The organism is Muricoccus radiodurans, from assembly GCF_050154705.1.
GTDB lineage: Bacteria > Pseudomonadota > Alphaproteobacteria > Acetobacterales > Acetobacteraceae > Roseomonas > Roseomonas radiodurans.
This window is the reverse complement of sequence record NZ_CP189561.1, coordinates 605,162-622,633: the sequence shown is the minus strand read 5'-3', so window position 1 is coordinate 622,633 and position 17,472 is coordinate 605,162. Positions and strand designations below refer to the sequence as shown.

Sequence of the window (17,472 nt, the reverse complement as noted above, 5' to 3'; positions counted from 1 at the left end):
GCGATGACGGGCTTCGCAGCCTTCTCGGCGGCCTACGACGATGGCCGGGGACAGGTGCTGTTCCGGGAGCGCGTGGCCGACCTGGACACGCCGGTCGGCGCCTTCCTGAAAATCGCGGAGGGCCGGCCGAACACCTTCCTGCTGGAAAGCGTGGAGGGCGGGCAGGCGCGCGGCCGCTACTCGATGATCGGCATGGCGCCGGACCTGATCTGGCGGTGCCGGGGCGGCCGGGCGGAGATCAACCGCCACGCCCTGTCGGCACCCCATGCCTTCGTGCCCGAGGAAGCGGCGCCGCTGGACAGCCTGCGCGCCCTGATCGACGCCTGCCGGATGGACCTGCCGTCCGGGTTGCCGCCCTGCGCGGCCGGGCTCTTCGGCTACCTCGGCTATGACATGGTCCGGCAGATGGAGCGGCTGCCCGCCACGAACCCGGATGTGCTCGGCGTGCCGGAAGCCGTTCTCGGCCGGCCAACCCTGATCGCGGTGTTTGACCATGTGCGGGACACGCTGACCCTCTGCGCCCCGGTCTGGCCGGACGGCACGACCGGCGCGCACGATGCCTATGACGCGGCCCTCGCCCGGCTGGACGAGGCGGAGGCAGCGTTGGATCGCCCGGTGCCCCGCCCGGCGCCGCCCGCCACCCTGCCCGCCCCCGGCGTGCCGACGAGCAACTTCGCGCCCGGGGACTTCCTGGACGCGGTGCGGCGCTGCAAGGAGTACATCGCGGCCGGAGACGCCTTCCAGGTGGTGCCGAGCCAGCGCTTCCAGGCGCCCTTCGCCCTGCCGCCCTTCTCGCTCTACCGGGCGCTACGGCGGTTGAACCCGGCGCCCTTCCTGTTCCACTTCGACTTCGGCGGCTTCGCGGCCGTTGGCGCCAGCCCGGAGATCCTGGTGCGCCTGCGGGACGGCGTGGTTACCGTCCGCCCCCTGGCCGGCACGCGCCGCCGCGGCGCCACGCCGGCCGAGGACGCGGCGCTGGAGAAGGAATTGCTCGCGGATCCGAAGGAGCGGGCGGAGCACCTGATGCTGCTCGATCTCGGCCGAAACGACGTGGGGCGGGTCGCGGCGATCGGCACGGTCCGCGTCACCGCCAGCTTCCAGATCGAGCGCTACAGCCAGGTCATGCACATCGGCTCCGAGGTGCAGGGGCAGTTGCGGGAGGGCCTGTCAGCGCTCGACGCGCTCTGCGCCGGCTTCCCGGCCGGGACGCTCTCCGGCGCGCCCAAGGTGCGGGCGATGGAGATCATCGAGGAGGTCGAGCCCTCCCGCCGCGGCGTCTATGCGGGATGCTTCGGCTATTTCGGCGCCGATGGCGGGATGGATACCTGCATCGGCCTTCGCATGGCCCTGGTGAAGGACGGGGTGATGTACGTCCAGGCCGGCGGCGGCGTGGTGGCGGACAGCGACCCGCAGGCCGAGTTCGAGGAGACGCAGCAGAAGGCCCGCGCCCTGTTCCGCGCCGCCGAGGAGGCGGTGCGCTTCGCCGCCGCGGGACCCCGGCGGGCGAATTGAGGGCGGCGCGGTGTCGGACGACCTCTCTTCCTGGATCGGCCGGTCGCGGGAGGTGCGGGACGAGCTGACCGCCCCCGCCATGCGCCGGCTGGCCGCGACGCTGGACCGGGAGCCGCCGGACCTTTCGGCCGGCGCGCCGGTGCCGCCGCACTGGATCGCGGTGCTGTTCGACGATGCGGCGCCGCAGTCCCGGCTGGGGCCGGACGGGCATCCGCTGAAGGGTGATTTCCTGCCGCCGGTGCCCCTTCCCCGCCGCATGCTGGCCGGCCGCCGCCTGACCTTCCACGAGCCGCCGCGGGTCGGGGACGCGCTGCTCCGCCGCTCGGAGATCGTCGCCATCACCCCGAAGGAGGGGCGGAGCGGCAAGCTGGTCTTCGTGACCGTGCGCCACATCACATCCGGCCCGCGCGGCGTGGTCGCGGTGGAGGATCACGACACCTCCTATCGCGAGGCGGCCGGCGGAGCGGCACCGGCGGCGAAGGGCGCGGAGCCCGGCCCGGAAGTCGCGTGGACCGTGCCATTCCGGCCCGACCCGGTGCTGCTGTTCCGCTACTCCGCCCTCGGCTTCAACGGGCATCGCATCCACTACGACGCGGACTACGCGCGGACCGAAGAGGGTTACCGCGCCCTGGTGGTGAACGGTGGGCTGACGACCCTGATGCTGCTGGAAGCGGCGCTGGCGCAGGGCGGCGGTGCGCTGCGGGGCTATTCCGCGCGCACCATGACGCCGCTCTTCGTCGGCGACGAGGCCGCGCTGCACGGCACGGCGCGGGACGCGGCCGGGAAGGCGACCATCTGGGCCACCGCGCCCTCCGGCGCCACGGCGCTGCGGATCGAGGCGGAGTTCGGGGCATGAGCGGCCCGCTGCACGGCATCCGGGTGCTGGACCTGTCCTCCGTGGTGGTGGGGCCGGTCTGCACCGGTGCCCTGGCCGAGCACGGCGCCGAGGTCATCAAGGTCGAGAGCCCGGAGGGCGACCTGCTGCGGCGCCTCGGCGGGCGGGGCCGTACGCCGGGCATGTCCGGCAAGTTCCTGAACTTCAACCGGGGCAAGCGCAGCCTCTGCCTGGACCTGAAGAACCCGGCGGCGAAGGCCGCGCTGCTGCGAATCGCCGCGACCTGCGACGTGCTTGTGACGAACATCCGCCCCGGCGCGCAGAAGCGGCTCGGCGTGCATGCGGAGGCGATGGCGGATGCCGCACCGCGGCTGATCCACTGCACCATCGCCGGCTTCGCCTCGGGCGGCCCGTATGCCGGCAAGCCCGCCTACGACACGGTCATCCAGGGCGTCTCCGGCGTCGCGGGCTGCTTCGAGGACAGCGAGGGCAAGCCGCGCTACGTGCCGATGCTGGTGGCGGACCATGTCTGCGGCCTGATCGCGGCGCAGGTGATCGGCTTCGCGCTGTACCGCCGCGAGAAGACGGGCCGGGGAGAGGCGCTCGAGATCCCGATGTTCGAGAACATGGCCGCCTTCGTGCTGATGGAGCACATGGGCGCCATGACCTTCGACCCGCCGGTCGGCCCCCATGGCGACCAGCGCGTACTCAGCCCCGAGGCACGGCCCCTGGCCACGGCGGACGGCTACATCTGCCTCTCCGCCAACACGGATGCGCAGGCGCACGGCTTCTTCGACGCGATCGGCCGGCCGGAGCTGAAGACCGATCCGCGCTTCGCCACCGTCGCGGCGCGCACGGCCAACACGAAGGATTACTTTGCCCTCCGCGCCTCCGCGCTCGCGGGGAGGCCGACGGCGGAGTGGCTGGAGATCTTCGAGCGGCTGGACGTGCCGGCCATGCCCTACAACACCGTGCCGTCGCTGCTGCGAGATCCGCAGCTTCTCGCCTCCGGCCTCGTGAACCGGGAGGCGCATCCGACCGAGGGCGAGACCTGGCGCATCGGCCCGCCCAACCGGCTGTCCGGCGGCATGGAGCCGCCCCGCGCCCCGGCGCCCCGGCTGGGGGCGGACGGGGCGTCGGTGCTGGCGGAATCCGGCCTCTCCGCCATGGAGATCGCGGCGCTGCGGGAGAGCGGCGCGCTGATCGAGGCTGCGGAGCGCTGAGGCGAAACCCGCCCCGGCACCCCGCGCTTCGGTGGGACGGAGGCGCGCCCCATGACCGAATCCCTGCATGTCGTCTGCCCGCATTGCGACGCGGTGAACCGCCTGCCGCGCTCCCGCCCGGCGGAGGCCGCGAAGTGCGGCGCCTGCAAGGCGACGCTGTTCACCGGTGCGCCCGTCGCGCTGGGCGGGCCGCGCTTCGACGCGCATGTGGCGGGCAACGACATCCCGGTCATCGCCGATTTCTGGGCGGGCTGGTGCGGTCCCTGCCGGACCATGGCGCCGGTCTTCGACAAGGCGGCGCAGATGCTGGAACCGCGCGCCCGCTTCGTGAAGGTGGACGTGGACGCGAATCAGGAGCTCGCGGCGCGGCTGGGCGTTCGCGGCATTCCCGCCCTCTTTGCCTTCCGCAAGGGGCAGGTCGCGGCGCAGCACGCTGGGGTGGCCGATCTCAACCTGTTGCGCGGCTGGGTGGACCGCCTCGCCTGACGCAGACGGCGGGGCGGCGCTAATCTCGGGGACTTGGAGGAAAGCACCATGCCCCAGACCGGCCGCCGCGCATTGATCGCCGCCAGCCTGTCCATGCCCTTCGTCGCCCGGCACGCCCTGGCCGCCTGGCCCGACCGGCCGCTACGGATGGTCGTGCCCTTCACGCCCGGCGGCTCCACCGACATCCTGGGACGCGCGATGGCACAGCGTCTGGGCGAGGTGTTCGGCCAGCCCTTCGTGGTGGAGAACCGCGCGGGCGCGGGGGGCACGGTCGGGTCCGAGGTGGTGGCGCGCGCCGCGCCGGATGGGCTCACCTGGATGATGGGCCACATCGGCACGCTGGCCGTGAATCCCGCGATCTATCCGAACCTGAGCTTCGACATCGCGACGGCGTTCCAGCCGGTGGTGCTGGTGGCGAAGGTGGCGAACGTGCTGGTGGTCCACCCGAACCTCCCGGCGCGCAACGTGCAGGAGCTGTTGGAGCTCGCGCGTCGCCGGCGCGGCGAGATCACCTACGGCTCCGGCGGCAACGGCAGCGCGGCGCACATCGCGACGCTGGCGATGATGGACGTGACCGGGGTGCAGCTGACCCATGTCCCCTATCGCGGGACCGGGCCGATGATGACGGACCTGATCGCCGGCACGCTCGACATGACGATGACGGGCGGCCCCCCTGCCCTGCCGCCCGCGCGGTCCGGGCAGCTGCGGGCGCTCGGCGTGTCGTCCCTTCAGCGGATCGGCGCGGCGCCGGAGCTGCCGACCCTGGCCGAATCCGGCATCCCCGGCTTCGAGGCCGTGCAGTGGTACGGCATCGTCGCGCCCGCCGGCACCCCGCGGGAGATGGTGGACCGGGTCAACGCCGAATCCGCCAAGATCCTGGCGGAACCCGTCCTGCAGCAGCGCCTCGCGTCCGAGGGCGCGGACGCCGCCGCCGGCACACCGGAGAGCTTCGGCGAGTTCATCCGCACGGAGCGGGAGCGCTGGGGCGCGCTGATCCGAAAGGCGGGCGTCCGGCCGGACTAGCCCGGCGCGGAGCCGCGCCGCAGGGCCTTGTGCCCTGCGGCCGACCTCTCCTAATCCGCCCAGTAGAGACGGTTCGGATTGTCCACCAGGACGCGCCGCCGCGTCGCCTCGTCCGGCACGGCGAGCGCCAGCAGGTTCACAAGGTCGCCGTCATTCGGCATGTCACCGCTGATGTTCGGATGCGGCCAGTCCGTCCCCCACAGCACGCGGTCCGGCGCCAGCTCGGCCAGCTTCGTGGCGAACGGAACGGCGTCATGGAAAGGCGCGCCGGCGCTGCTGACGCGCTCCATTCCGCAGATCTTCACCCAGGCGAGCGGGTTCCGCATCAGCTCGATCAGCGCCGCGAAGGCCGGCTGATCCAGCCCACCCTTCGCCTTCACGCGGCCCATGTGGTCGATCACGAAGGGGATGCGGATTCGGGCGATGCGCGGCGCAAGCTCCACCACGTCCTGCGCGTCCAGGTGCAGCACGACATGCCAGCCCAGCGGCTCCACCTGCGCCAGCACGCGCTCGAAGAACGCCATGTCCGGCATGCCGCCAAGGTGGCGGACGAAGTTGAAACGCACGCCGCGGATACCGCCCGCGTGCAGCGCGGCGAGGCCGGCATCCGTCACGCCCGGGTCCACCACCGCTACCCCGCGCATCCGCCCGCCGGACCGCGCGATGCCGTCCAGCGTCACCCGCATGTCGCTGCCGTGGCAGGACGCGTGGACGATCACCGCCCGCTCGATGCCGAGCTTCGCGTGCAGCGCGACCAGTGCCTCATAGGGCGCGTCCGGAGGCGTGTAGGCGCGGTCCTCCGCATAGGGGAACACCGCGTCCGGGCCGAAGATGTGGCAGTGCGCGTCGCAAGCGCCGGGCGGCGGGCGCCAGGACGGGGTGCGCGTGTCCGGGTCAGGCGCCTTGCAGGTGGGGATGACGCGATCCGCGCTCATTGACGTTCGATTCCCGCATGGGCGATGACGCCGCGCCAGCGCCGGGCTTCCTCGGCGTAGCGGCGGCCGAACTCGTCCGGCGTGCCCGGCTGGGCGGCGACCCCGACGGCCAACAGGCTGTCCCGCACGGCGGGATCGGCCAGCACGGCGTTCAAGTCCCGGTTCAGCCGGGCGACCAGCTCCGGCGGCGTGCCAGCCCGCGCCACCAGTGCGTTCCAGGACGTGACGTCGTAATTCGCCAGCCCGCTCTCCGCGAGGGTCGGTGCGTCGGGCAGGTTTGGGAAGCGGTTCGCCGACGTGACGGCCAGGACCCGCACGGCCCCGTCCCGCACCTGTCCCCAGATCGGGCTGACGATCTCGAAGGCAACGTCCACGTCCTTGCGAAGCAGCGCCGTGATGAGGGCGGGCGTGCTGCTGAAGGGCACGATCGTCGCATCCGCCCCGGCCGCCCACAGCGCGACCACCGCGGCGAGGTTCTGCGTGCTGCCGGCGGAGATCGTTCCGACATTCACCCGCCCCGGCTCCCGCCGCATCCGCTCCAGCAGGTCCTGCGGACGCCGCAGCGGGCTGTCCGGCGCCACGAGCACGGCGATGGCGAAGGTGCCCATGAGGCCGACCGGAGCGAAGTCGTTGATGGGATCGAAGGGCAGGTTGCGGAACAGCCCGACCGAGATGGCATTCGCGTTCGTCGCCACCATCAGCGTGTGCCCGTCCGGCGCCGCCTGGAGCACCGCCTGGCCTGCCACCACGCCCCCCGCGCCGGGGCGGTTGTCGATCACCACGGGCTGGCCGAGCCGCTCGGACAGCTTCGTGCCAACGGTCCGGGCGGTCAGGTCCGCCACGCCGCCCGCGGCGTTCGGCACCACGATCCGGATGGGCTTGTTCGGAAAGCTCTGCGCCGCCGCGCCGAGCGGCAGGGCGGCGGCCGCACCGGCTGCCAGCAGGGCGCGGCGCTTCAAGGGGGAAAGCGGAACCACGGGACGTCCTCCTCGGTTCCCTTCCGGCTTGGCGGTCCGGTCGGCGCGGGTCAAGGCCGGCCGGCCACGCCCTCTAGAGTCCCCGCAGCGCGGCGCAGACGCGGTCCACCTGGGCGTCGGTGAGCTCCGGGAAGATCGGCAGGCTCATCACCTCCGTCGCGGCGCGGGAGGTCTCGGCGCAGCCCGCGGGACCGACCGGCGTGCGCCCGGCGTAGGCTGCCTGCTCGTGTACCGGCACGGGGTAGTGGATGGCGGTGGCGACGCCCTCCATCTTCAGGCGGGCCATCACCTCCTCCCGCTTCGGGACGCGGATGACGTACTGATGGAACACGTGTTCCACGCCCGGCGCGCGATAAGGTGGGGCGAAGGGCCCCTCGGCGAGGGCCTCGTCGTAGCGGGCGGCGATCTCCCGGCGGCGGGCATTGCCGGCATCAAGCAACGGCAGGCGCACCCGGAGGATGGCGGCCTGGAGTTCGTCGAGACGGGTATTCACCCCCACCTCGTCCGAGATGTAGCGGCGATGCCAGCCATACTGGCGGATCGCGCCCATCCGCTTCGCCAGAGCCTCGTCCGGCGTGGCCGTGATTCCGGCATCGCCCATCGCGGCGAGGTTCTTCGTGGGATAGAGGCTGAACGCCGCCGCATCCCCGATCGTGCCGAGCATCCGCCCGTTCAGGCGGCCGCCATGGGCCTGGGCCACATCCTCGATCACCTTGACCCCCGCCTCCCGGCAGGCCGGGAGCATCGCGTCCAGGTCGCAGGCGTGGCCGTAGATGTGGACGGGAATCACGGCGCGGATCGGCGGCAGGCCGGGCGGCGGCGTGTCCAGCACGGCGCGCAGCTCGTCCGGGTCCATGCAGTAGGTGTCGGGGTCGATGTCGAGCAGAAGCGGCGTCGCCCCGGCCATCTCGATCGCGGACACCGTCGCCACGGCGGTGTGGGAGACGGTCGCGACCGTGCAGCCCTCCCCGATGCCCATGCCGCGCAGGATGAGGGCGATGGCATCGGTGCCGTTGGCGCAGCCGACCGCGTGCATGGCGGGGGCGTCGCCGGCGCTCAGCCAGGCCGCGTATTCCGTCTCGAAGGCCGCGCCCTCCTGTCCCAGGATGTACCAGCCGCTGGCCAGGGCGCGGGCGACCGCGGCGTCAATCTCCGCCTTGTGGGCGCGATACGCCGCGCCGGGGTCGGCCTGCGGGACCGTCGTGGTGGGCACGTTCATGGAAGCGTCCTGCTTGTCCCTGGATCTTGTCAGATGTCGTCCGAGAGGTATTCGGCCAGACGCGGCCGCAACCAGTCGAGGGTCCGGCGGAGCCCTTCCGGCAGGCCCACCTTCGGGGCCCAGCCCGTCAACGCCCGGAAGGCCCGGTCGTCGGCGTGGTAGGAGCCGATGTCGATCGCGGCGCGTTCCGCCGGGAAGGACCGGCTCTCGTAACGCCCGCCGCCGGCGGCGGCCAGGACCATCTCGGCCAGGTCCCGCAGGCTGACGGGGGCGTCACCGCCGAGGTTGAAGGCCCGGCCCGCCGCCTCGGGCGCGTCGGCGGCGGCGAGAAAGGCCGAGACCACGTCATCCACGTAGGAGAAGTCGCGGAGCTGCTCCCCGCCCCAGACCTCGAAGGGCTCGCCCTCCAGCACGCGGCGGAGCCAGATGCCGAGGAAGGTCTGGCGGGCATCCTTCACCCGCATCCGGGGGCCGTAGCAGTTGGTCAGGCGGATCGCCGTCACCGGGCGGCCGTGCACCCGGTTTTCCAGCAGCCAGTACTGCTCGGCGGCGAACTTGCTGACCCCGTTGGCGTCCGGAGGGACGATGGGGTGGGTCTCCGGCACTGGCAGCATTTGCGGCCGGCCGTAGAACTGGCGGGTGGAGGCGTGAACCGCGCGAGCCGTCGGCGCGGCCTCCCGCAGCGCCGCGATCAGGCGGAGCTGGGCATGGCCGTTGATCGCAAGGTCCGTGAACGGGTCCTTCTGGCTGCCGGCATGGCTGGTCTGACCGGCCATGTTGAACAGCACGTCCACGCCCTGGCAGAGGGGGACGAGGTCGGTGTCGCGGAGGTCGGCCTCGACCAGCCGCGTGCCCGTGCCGTCCAGGTTGGCGCGGAGCGCGCCGGTGCCGGGCAGCATCGCGTCGAGCGCCGTGACCGACGCCCCGGCCGCGGAGAGCGCCTGGCAGAGCGCAGAGCCGAGGAAGCCCGCGCCGCCCGTGACCAAGACCTTCCGCCCGCGCCAGCCCGTCCCGGGAACATCAACCATCCAGCGTCATCCTGATCTGATCGCCCGCTCGTCCCACGCCATGGCTTAAGCCTCTGACAATCTCCGGGCGCCCCTGCGGAATGGCCCCTGGACGCGGCGGAAGCGCGACGGGATTGCGGCACCCGCCGGGCGGAGGGGGCGGTCTAGGGGCTGCCCGGGGCCGAATCAACCCGGCCGTGAGGTGTCTCCGCCCTCCTCACGCGGCGCATCGGGCGCGAGGCGGCTCCGGGTGATCTCGAAGAAACCGAACAGCAGCAGCACCTGCCCCGCCACCACCTCCGCCGCCGCCAGCAGCCGGACCCCATCATCCATCGGCCAGATGTCCCCGTAGCCGACGGTGGACAGGGTCACGACGCTGAAGTGCAGCGCGTCCCGGAAGCCGACCCGGATCGGCCCCTCCGGCCCGGCGAAGAGCGCGGTGCGGGAGAGCCCGTCGGCGAAGCGGTACACGCAGGCGAAGACGATCGTCACCAGCGAGAAAAGCGAGACATAGGCCGCGATGGGCGCCAGCAGCGCCAGCGCCCGGCGGCCGAGGTCGTTCATGAGCTGCGCGATGTCCAGCAGCAGCCGGACGAGCGCCCGGACCGCGCGGGCACAGAGGACGGCGATGACCGTCATCGCGGCTATCATCGCCCAGCCCTGGGCCATGGGGGACAGCCGGTTCGCCGGCAGGGACAGGGACAGGGACGCGATGACCGCCACCATCAGGATCCAGCGCCCGACCTGCCGGAAGTCACGGGCATCGGGCGTCTCCTCGGCCTCCATGTCCCGCCGGATCGCGGCGCGCCGGACGCCCACCGCGAGCAGGAAGCCCGCCACCGGGAGCAGGAAGGCGAGGCAGACGGCGAGGCCCGGCGCGTCCGGGAAGGCGGAACGGCCAATCACGGTGAACAGGCAGGCGTAGAAGGCGAAGCCGTTCGCCGCCGCCACCGCGAAGTCCATCCCCGCCGGGAAGAGCCGGAACAGCAGCCCGAAGCCGATCCCCGCCGTCGCCGCGACGACGACGGAGAACCACCAGCCCCCATCCGCCACCCCCGCCGCCACCAGCAGCCCGAGGCCGAAGGGAGCGAGGAAAGCCCGGAGCCAGCGGGGCACCGGCGCGGTCAGGCCGGCGGTGCCAGGGCGATGCCGGTGATCTCCACCTTCCACGCCGGGTTCACGAGCTTCGCCTCGATCGTCATGCGGGCGGGCTTCGCCGCGGGGTCCAGCCAGGCGTCCCAGGCCCGGTTCATGGCCGCGGCATCGCCGATGTCGGCCAGCACGATCTGCACCTGGAGCAGGGCGCGCTTGTCGGTTCCGGCCTCGGCCAGAAGGGCGTCGATCTGGCGCAGGATGTCGGCCGTCTGGCCCTCGGCGTCGAGCGTGTCGTCATCCGCCACCTGGCCGGCGAGGAAGACGAAGCCTCCCGCCACCGTGGCACCCGACAGCCGCGCCTCCTCCGCCAGTCTCACGATCGCCATGCCGGGTTCCTCTTCCGCTTGCGGCGCGAAGCTGCGCCGTGCGACGCAGGGTGACATGGGCTCATTCCTGAACAAGGCCATCCTCGCCAGCCGCTACGTGCTGGCGGCCTTCTACCTCGGCCTGATGGCGGCGCTGATCGCCTATGCCTTCAAGTTCCTCTTGAAGGTGGTCGAGTTCATGGAGAAGCTCTTCACCCAGACCGACCACGAAAACCTTCTCGCGATCCTCTACCTGCTCGACTCGACCCTCGTCGCGGCGCTGATCGTCACCGTTGCCCTGTCCTCCTGGGACACGCTCGTCGCGCGGCTCAAGAACGACGCGGAGAAGGAGCAGATGAACTGGGTCGCGAAGGTCGATCCGGGCAACCTGAAGATCAAGCTGGCGACGGCGCTCGTCGCCATCTCCGGGATCACCCTGCTCCAGATGTTCCTCGAGATCGGGAAGACGGAGGATCGCGTGCTCTACTGGGCCGTGGCGATCCACGGAATTTTCCTGTGCAGCGTGCTGGTCCTCGCCATCGCCGACCGGCTGGAGGGCACGCCGGAGGGAAAGACGGACAAGGAGCAGCGCGCCGCCTCCTGACCGGCCGCTACCCCGCCAGGTGCCGGCGGGGCAGCCAGCGCACGAGGAGCCCGTCCACGGGCCCTGCGAGGACGCAGAATGCCCAGGCGGCGCCGGCCGCCAGGACGATGGCCGGTCCGGTCGGCAGGTCCAGGTGGTAGGAAAGGAGGAGCCCCGAAACCGAGGAGAGCGCCGCGATCCCGGCGGCGGCGTAAACCATGCCGCCGACGCTGCGCGCGAGGTGACGGGACGCGACCGCCGGCAGCATCATCAGCCCGACCGCCATCAGCGTTCCGAGCGCCTGGAAGGCGCCGAGCACGTTCAGCACGACCAGCGCCATGAAGAGGACGTGCCAAAGCCCACCCCGCGCCCCCTCGGCCGCGGCGAAGGAGGGGTCGAAGCATTCGAGCACGAGCGGGCGCCAGCCGAGCGACAGGAGCGGCAGAGTCAGCGTGGCCACGCCCGCCATCATCAGCAGCGCCGGGTCGTCCACGCCCAGCACGCTGCCGAAGAGCAGCGCGGTCAGTTCCACGGCCCCGCCGCGCGTCGAGATGATCGCGACGCCGAGCGCCAGCGCGACGAGGTAGAGGGCGGCGAGGGAGGAGTCCTCCCGCCCCCCTGTCGCGCGGGACAGCAGGCCGGCGCCGAGCGTCACCGCCAGCCCCGCCACCAGCCCGCCGAGGGACATGGCCGTCACCGAAAGCCCCGCGATGAGGAATCCCGCCGCCACCCCGGGCAGGATGCCGTGCGCCAGCACGTCCGCCGTCAGGCTCATCCGCCGGAGCACGAGGAAGACCCCGACGGGCGGCGCGGCAACGGAGAGGGCCAGGCATCCGACGAGCGCCCGCCGCAGGAAGCCGAACTCCGCGAACGGCGCGATCAGCAGGTCGTGGAGCAAGGGACCGGGCCGGGCGGGGTCAGGCCGCGCGGGCGCAGGGATCCGCCTCGGCGTCCCAGGATTCGGCCATCATCCGGGCGCGCAAGCGGTTCGCCGCGCTCAGCGCCTCCGCGGTCGGCCCCCAGGCGATCGGCTCCCGCGCCAGCAGCAGGCAATCCGGGAACTCGGCCCGGACGAGGTCGAGGTCGTGCAGCACGGCCACGACCGTCCGGCCCTCCCCGTGCCAGCCGCGGACGAGGCGGAGCAGGTCGGCGGCGGTGCGGGCGTCCACGGCGTTGAACGGTTCGTCGAGCAGGATCACCGGCGCGTCCTGCACCAGCAGCCGGGCGAAGAGCAGCCGCTGGAACTGCCCGGCGGAGAGGCTGCCGACCGGCCGCCTGCCGAAGCCGCCGAGGCCGACCGCCTCCATCGCGGCCTCCGCCCGGACCCGGCTGGCGGGGGGCACGGCGCGGAACGGGCCGGTGCGCGCCCAGTCGCCGAGCATTACCACCTCCAGGCAGGCGATGGGAAAGCTGCGGTCGAGCGAGGTCATCTGCGGCAGCAGGGCGATCCGCCCCTCCGGCCGCTCCACCCTTCCCTCCGACACGCGGTGCAGGCCGGCCAAGGCGCGCAGCAGGGTCGTCTTGCCAGCACCGTTCGGACCGACCACGGCCGTCAGCGATCCCGGCGCGAAGGCACCGGACAGGTGGTGCACGGCGGGCCGCCGTTCATGGGTGAGGGTCACGTCGCGCAGCGCCAGCCCGCCACCGGACTTCGGGGCGCCGCTCACGTGCCGAGCGCCCAGGCGACCGCGAGCCAGAGCCCGGCGAGGACGGCGGCCGACATCAGCAGGCGCGGCGCCGCGCCGGCCGAGAGGGCCAGAGGATCGGTCCAACGAGGGAGCATGATGTTATGACATAACACGCCTCGACGCCCGGACAACAGCCGGATGCCCGGGCTGGAGAAGGCGTGACCGGATCGCCACCTCGGGGCCGATGCACCTCCCCTCCCCGATCCTCATCGCCCCTCCGCGCGACGCTGCCGGCGAGGCGGCCCTCCGCGCGGGCCTGCGCCGCCATCGTGCCATCGCCACGGGCCTCCTCGCCGGCATGGGCGCCGTGACCTTCGGCACCTACGCCCTGCCGCCGGGCTACTGGACGGACCTGCTTCAGGCCTCGGCCAAGGCCGGGCTGGTGGGCGGGCTGGCCGACTGGTTCGCCGTCACGGCGCTATTCCGCCATCCCCTCGGCCTGCCGATCCCGCACACGGCCATCATCCCCCGGCAGAAGGAGCGGCTGGGCCAGGGGCTCGGCCGCTTCGTCGCCAACCACGTCTTCACCGAGGCCGAGGTGCGCCGGGTGATCGGCGGATTGGATGCGGCCGGCATCGCCCGCCGCTTCCTGACCGACCCCGCCACGGCCCGGCCGGCTGCGGAAGCGATCGCCCGCGCGGTGCCGCGCCTCTTGACCATGCTGGAGGATGGGCGCGCCGGGCGGCTGCTCGGGCGGCTTCTGCCGCGGATGGTGTCCGGCCCCGCGGCGGCCCGGCTGGCAGCGCGGACGCTGCGGCTGCTCGTCGCGGGCGGGCGGCACCAGGAGGTCTTCGGCCTCGGCCTGTCGCAGATCAAGGCGCTGGTCGCGGCGAAGGAGGAAAGCCTGAAGGCGGCGATCGAGGAACGCGTGCGCGCCGAGGGTGGGCGGCTGGTGGGCTGGATGGCCGGCGCAGCCGTCGCCCGCCGCGTCCTGGGTGCCCTGAACGCCGAGCTCGAGAAGATGGAACCCGGGGACAGCGACCTCCGCGCCGCTTTCGCTGCCTGGGTGGAGGCGGAGATCGAGCGCCTGGAATCCGACCCAACCCGCGCCGAGGCGATCGGGACGGCGCTGCGGGGGGCACTCGCCCACCCGGCCGTGGCAAGCTGGCTGGCGGATTCCTGGGCCCGGCTGCGCGTTGCGCTGGAGGCGGACGCCGCCCGGCCGGAGGGTCGGACGGTCTCCCTTCTGACAGGCCTCCTGTCCAACCTCGGCGACCTGCTGGAAACGGATGAGGGAGCCCGGAACCGCCTGAACCGGGGTGTGGAGAACGCGCTCCTCACCTTGCTCCCCTCGGCCCAGGGGCGGGTGGCGGGCTTCATCGCCAACGTCGTGGGCGGGTGGGATACGGCCACTGTCGTGGACAAAATAGAGCTGCGGGTCGGCCGGGACCTGCAATACGTTCGCATCAACGGGACCGTGGTCGGGGCGCTGGCCGGTGGTGCGCTTTTCGCCCTGCTCCACGCCCTGTTCGGGCACGTCGCCGTCTGAGACCACGCCGGGTATCGCATCCCGGCCCGCGCGTGGTATCGGCCCGCCGCCCGGCCGCGACCGGGGATGCGGGCTCCCTGAATGCTGTTCAACTCCGACCTCTTCCTCTTTGTCTTCCTCCCCGTCACCTATCTTCTCTTCCTCGCGGTCGCCGGGCGGTCGGCGGCGGCGGCGCGGCTGGTGCTGGTGGTCGCGTCCTGCACCTTCTATGGCGCCTGGCGGCTGGACTTCCTGCCGCTGCTGCTGGCCTCGGCGGCGGGGAACTATGCGCTGGGCCTGCTGATCGGGCGGCTGGGGCGGGCAGGTTCGCCCCTGGCGGGCGCGGTCCTGGCGGCGGGCGTGACGGCCGATCTCGGCCTGCTGGGCTACTACAAGTACGCCGGATTCTTCAGCGAGACGCTCGGCCTCGGCGGCGGCTTCGGGGAGCTGATCCTGCCGCTCGGCATCTCCTTCTACACCTTCACGCAGATCGCCTACCTCGTGGACGTGCGGGGCGAGCCGGCGAAAGCGGAGCGTGATCCGGTGCGCTACCTGCTTTTCGTCACGGTGTTCCCGCACCTGATCGCCGGGCCGATCCTGCACCACCGGGACATGATCCCGCAGTTCTCCTTCCGCGCGGCGCCGGGAGAGCGGGCGGAGGATTTCGTCGTGGGGCTCGCGATCTTCGTCCTCGGCCTGTTCAAGAAGGTGATCCTGGCGGACGGGGTACAGCCCTTCATCGCGCTGGCCTTCGGCACGCATCAGCCCGGCGTGCAGGAGGCCTGGGTCGGGGCGCTGGCCTTCACCCTGCAGCTCTACTTCGACTTTTCCGGCTACTCCGACATGGCGATCGGGTTGGCGCGGATGTTCGGGCTGCGCTTCCCGCTGAACTTCGACAGCCCCTACCGCGCCGAGAGCATCATCGACTTCTGGCGGCGCTGGCACATGACACTGTCGCGCTTCCTGCGCGACTACCTCTACATCCCACTGGGCGGGAACCGGGCGGGGCTGGGCCACCTGCCGAACCTGATGATCACCATGATGCTCGGCGGCCTGTGGCACGGGGCGGGATGGACTTACGTCGCCTGGGGGGCGCTGCACGGGGCCTTCCTGATTGTGAATCACCTCTGGCGGCGGCTGCGCACCGGCGTGCCCGCCCTGGCGCGGCCCTGGCCGGGGGCGTGGATGGTCGCGCGGCTCCTGACCTTCCTCTGCGTCGTCGTGGCCTGGGTCTTCTTCCGCGCCGACGACATGGCCCAGGCCGGACGGGTGTTGCAGGGCATGGCGGGGCTGACGGGCGACGGCGCGCGGCTCTCCTGCCGCATCGTGTCCACTGAGGCGTCGCGCGCCTGCCTCGCCGGACTGCCGCTCGCGGCCTGGTGGATCGGCGGGTTGCTCGTCGTCGCGGCGGTGATGCCGAACACGCAGCAGATCATGGTGCGCTGGCGCCCGGCGCTGGACGCCGTGCGGCCGCCGAACTGGCCCGTCCCCCTGCTGGCCTTCCGGCCGAACCTCGGATGGGCGGCGGTTCTGGCGGTGCTTTTCGCGGTCTCGGTGGTCTGGCTACGGGCCGACAGCCCCTTCCTCTACTACCAGTTCTAGGAGCCGCGGATGCGCCCGCGCGAGATGCGCCGCTTCCTGATCCTCTTCGCGGTTCTGGCCGTCGCCGCCGGAGTGGGAAGCCTGCTCTGGAAGACGCGCATCACGGGCTGCGCCGCCGGTGGCTACGGGCCCGGCACGATCCTCGCGTCCTGCACGCGGGCCCATTACGGCGATTACGAGCAGGGCGCCCTGCTCCAGGGTCTCGAACCCCGCGAGGACGCGGCTGCCCGCGCGGCCGAGGTCGTCGCGCTCGGCTACAGCCACGGCCATCGCGCCTTCTCCGGCGAGGCGACGCGGCGCCATTTCGCGACGATCGGCCGGCGCTTCCATAATCTCAGCGTGTCCGGGACCAACAGTGCCTTCGCAGACCTCCTGCTGGCCCGCCTGCAGCTTCGGCCCGCGGTGGTGGTGATCGACGCCGATCCCTTTTTCGTCCCGGCCGGCGAGGCGTCCCTGACGCCCGCCGCGCGCCGGGTCGTGCAGGAGCCGGAGCGGTCCTGGTTCGAGTATCAGGGGCGCCGCTTCTGGCAAGCGGTGCATCGCCGCTTCTGCCCCGGCGGCTGGCCGGACCTGTGCGGCGGCGCCTTCTCCTTCTTCCGGAACCTGGAGGACGGGCGCCTCGTCATCGACTACCGCCCCCTCTACGGAGACCCGCTGCCACGGATCCCGGTGGTGCGCGGCGCCCCGGTCCCGGATGCTTCTATCGCCGCCTTCGCGATGCACGCGCGCGCCTTCCTGGAACGGCATGGCCTGAACCCGGCTTGCGTCATCATGACCGTGGTGCCCAGCGGGCAGGACTTGGAGCGCCTCGGCGAGGGCGTCGCCGCCACGGTCGGTTCGCCCTACGTCAACCCGGCCATGGAGGGGTTGATGACCGTGGATGGCGGCCATCTCGACGACGAGAGCGTGGAGCGCTGGTCCGCCGCCTTCTGGCGGGACGCCCAGCCGGTGCTCGACCGCTGCCTCTGGCGCTCCGGCTAGGGGGACGGCCCCGCCGGCGCAGGAAGTGCCGCGCCGCGCTGCGCCCGCAGCTCGTCCCGGATCTCGGTGAGGAGAACCTGCTCAGGGGTCGGGCCCTTCACCTCATCCGGCGCCGCGTGCAGGCGGCGGATCAGCCGGACGAGCCAGAAGACGACGAAGGCGACGATCAGGAACTTGATCACCGCGTTGATGAACTTGCCCACCGCCAGCACCGCCGCGCCGGACTGGCGCGTGGCCTCGAGCGAGGCGCCCCGCTCGCCCGAGACGACGACGAAAAGGTTCGAGAAGTCGATACCGCCCACGAAGAGGCCGATGATCGGGTTCAGCAGATCCTCGACGAGGCTGCTGACAATCGCGGTGAAGGCAGCACCGATAACGACGCCCACGGCCAGGTCCACCACGTTGCCGCGGGCGACGAAGCCCTTGAAGTCGTCCAGCCAGCGCGGCTTGGAGATGACCATCAGCGTCCCCTT

At 72.3% G+C, this 17,472-nt stretch carries 18 protein-coding genes; 9 read left to right on the top strand and 9 right to left on the bottom strand.

Annotated features, from left to right (window positions below):
* Positions 1 to 3: 3 nt before the first annotated feature.
* The 5 genes from trpE to ACP6CK_RS03070 are packed head-to-tail and all read left to right on the top strand — an operon-like array spanning position 4 to position 5,079.
* Entirely contained in the window at positions 4 to 1,512 is a 1,509-nt protein-coding gene (gene trpE, locus ACP6CK_RS03090) for an anthranilate synthase component I (RefSeq protein WP_426957305.1), read from the top strand.
* A gap of 10 nt (positions 1,513 to 1,522) precedes the next feature.
* A complete protein-coding gene (locus ACP6CK_RS03085) occupies positions 1,523 to 2,368 on the top strand; it encodes an FAS1-like dehydratase domain-containing protein (RefSeq protein ID WP_426957304.1) in 846 nt (281 codons plus the stop codon).
* Positions 2,365 to 3,570, top strand: a complete 1,206-nt coding sequence (locus ACP6CK_RS03080; RefSeq protein ID WP_426957303.1) for a CaiB/BaiF CoA transferase family protein — start codon at positions 2,365 to 2,367, stop codon at positions 3,568 to 3,570. The genes ACP6CK_RS03085 and ACP6CK_RS03080 overlap by 4 nt, the downstream gene beginning before the upstream one ends.
* Positions 3,571 to 3,621: 51 nt before the next feature.
* A complete protein-coding gene (gene trxC / locus ACP6CK_RS03075) occupies positions 3,622 to 4,056 on the top strand; it encodes a thioredoxin TrxC (RefSeq protein WP_426957302.1) in 435 nt (144 codons plus the stop codon).
* A gap of 48 nt (positions 4,057 to 4,104) precedes the next feature.
* The gene (locus tag ACP6CK_RS03070) at positions 4,105 to 5,079 is read left to right on the top strand and encodes a Bug family tripartite tricarboxylate transporter substrate binding protein (protein ID WP_426957301.1); all 975 of its coding nucleotides are present in this window, start codon (positions 4,105 to 4,107) and stop codon (positions 5,077 to 5,079) included.
* 50 nt (positions 5,080 to 5,129) lie between these two features.
* On the opposite strand, the gene ACP6CK_RS03065 is transcribed toward ACP6CK_RS03070, so the two are convergent.
* The 6 genes from ACP6CK_RS03065 to ACP6CK_RS03040 all read right to left on the bottom strand — a co-directional run bounded on the left by ACP6CK_RS03065 (position 5,130) and on the right by ACP6CK_RS03040 (position 10,698).
* Complete coding sequence (locus tag ACP6CK_RS03065; RefSeq protein ID WP_426957300.1) at positions 5,130 to 6,014, bottom strand: amidohydrolase family protein; 885 nt, start codon at positions 6,012 to 6,014, stop codon at positions 5,130 to 5,132.
* Positions 6,011 to 6,991 (bottom strand): Bug family tripartite tricarboxylate transporter substrate binding protein, encoded by a 981-nt coding sequence (locus ACP6CK_RS03060; RefSeq protein WP_426957299.1) that lies wholly within the window; start codon positions 6,989 to 6,991, stop codon positions 6,011 to 6,013. The genes ACP6CK_RS03065 and ACP6CK_RS03060 overlap by 4 nt, the downstream gene beginning before the upstream one ends.
* 73 nt (positions 6,992 to 7,064) lie before the next feature.
* Positions 7,065 to 8,210 (bottom strand): DegT/DnrJ/EryC1/StrS family aminotransferase, encoded by a 1,146-nt coding sequence (locus ACP6CK_RS03055; RefSeq protein ID WP_426957298.1) that lies wholly within the window; start codon positions 8,208 to 8,210, stop codon positions 7,065 to 7,067.
* A gap of 29 nt (positions 8,211 to 8,239) precedes the next feature.
* Complete coding sequence (locus tag ACP6CK_RS03050; protein WP_426957297.1) at positions 8,240 to 9,238, bottom strand: NAD-dependent epimerase/dehydratase family protein; 999 nt, start codon at positions 9,236 to 9,238, stop codon at positions 8,240 to 8,242.
* Between the two features lie 165 nt (positions 9,239 to 9,403).
* On the bottom strand, positions 9,404 to 10,333 hold the full coding sequence (locus tag ACP6CK_RS03045; protein ID WP_426957296.1) for a potassium channel family protein: 930 nt from the start codon (positions 10,331 to 10,333) through the stop codon (positions 9,404 to 9,406).
* Positions 10,334 to 10,341: 8 nt separating this feature from the next.
* Positions 10,342 to 10,698 (bottom strand): RidA family protein, encoded by a 357-nt coding sequence (locus ACP6CK_RS03040; protein ID WP_426957295.1) that lies wholly within the window; start codon positions 10,696 to 10,698, stop codon positions 10,342 to 10,344.
* A gap of 55 nt (positions 10,699 to 10,753) precedes the next feature.
* Between ACP6CK_RS03040 and ACP6CK_RS03035 the strand changes: the two genes are divergently transcribed.
* On the top strand, positions 10,754 to 11,281 hold the full coding sequence (locus ACP6CK_RS03035) for a YqhA family protein (RefSeq protein WP_426957294.1): 528 nt from the start codon (positions 10,754 to 10,756) through the stop codon (positions 11,279 to 11,281).
* 7 nt (positions 11,282 to 11,288) lie between these two features.
* Here the strand turns inward: ACP6CK_RS03035 and ACP6CK_RS03030 are convergent, their stop codons facing one another.
* Both ACP6CK_RS03030 and ACP6CK_RS03025 read right to left on the bottom strand, forming a co-directional pair.
* Complete coding sequence (locus ACP6CK_RS03030) at positions 11,289 to 12,158, bottom strand: metal ABC transporter permease (RefSeq protein WP_426957293.1); 870 nt, start codon at positions 12,156 to 12,158, stop codon at positions 11,289 to 11,291.
* 19 nt (positions 12,159 to 12,177) lie between these two features.
* Positions 12,178 to 12,927 (bottom strand): metal ABC transporter ATP-binding protein, encoded by a 750-nt coding sequence (locus ACP6CK_RS03025; protein WP_426957292.1) that lies wholly within the window; start codon positions 12,925 to 12,927, stop codon positions 12,178 to 12,180.
* Between the two features lie 205 nt (positions 12,928 to 13,132).
* Here ACP6CK_RS03025 and ACP6CK_RS03020 point away from each other — a divergent pair, with 205 nt between their 5' ends.
* The 3 genes from ACP6CK_RS03020 (at position 13,133) to ACP6CK_RS03010 (ending at position 16,999) form a co-directional block, all read left to right on the top strand.
* The gene (locus ACP6CK_RS03020) at positions 13,133 to 14,437 is read left to right on the top strand and encodes a DUF445 domain-containing protein (protein WP_426957291.1); all 1,305 of its coding nucleotides are present in this window, start codon (positions 13,133 to 13,135) and stop codon (positions 14,435 to 14,437) included.
* Between the two features lie 81 nt (positions 14,438 to 14,518).
* Complete coding sequence (locus ACP6CK_RS03015) at positions 14,519 to 16,018, top strand: MBOAT family O-acyltransferase (protein WP_426957290.1); 1,500 nt, start codon at positions 14,519 to 14,521, stop codon at positions 16,016 to 16,018.
* A gap of 9 nt (positions 16,019 to 16,027) precedes the next feature.
* Positions 16,028 to 16,999 (top strand): hypothetical protein, encoded by a 972-nt coding sequence (locus tag ACP6CK_RS03010; protein ID WP_426957289.1) that lies wholly within the window; start codon positions 16,028 to 16,030, stop codon positions 16,997 to 16,999.
* Here the strand turns inward: ACP6CK_RS03010 and mscL are convergent.
* Positions 16,996 to 17,460: a large conductance mechanosensitive channel protein MscL gene (gene mscL / locus ACP6CK_RS03005; RefSeq protein ID WP_426957288.1), complete on the bottom strand. Its 465-nt coding sequence runs from the start codon at positions 17,458 to 17,460 to the stop codon at positions 16,996 to 16,998. The two genes, ACP6CK_RS03010 and mscL, sit on opposite strands and share 4 nt — an antisense overlap.
* Positions 17,461 to 17,472 lie beyond the last annotated feature (12 nt).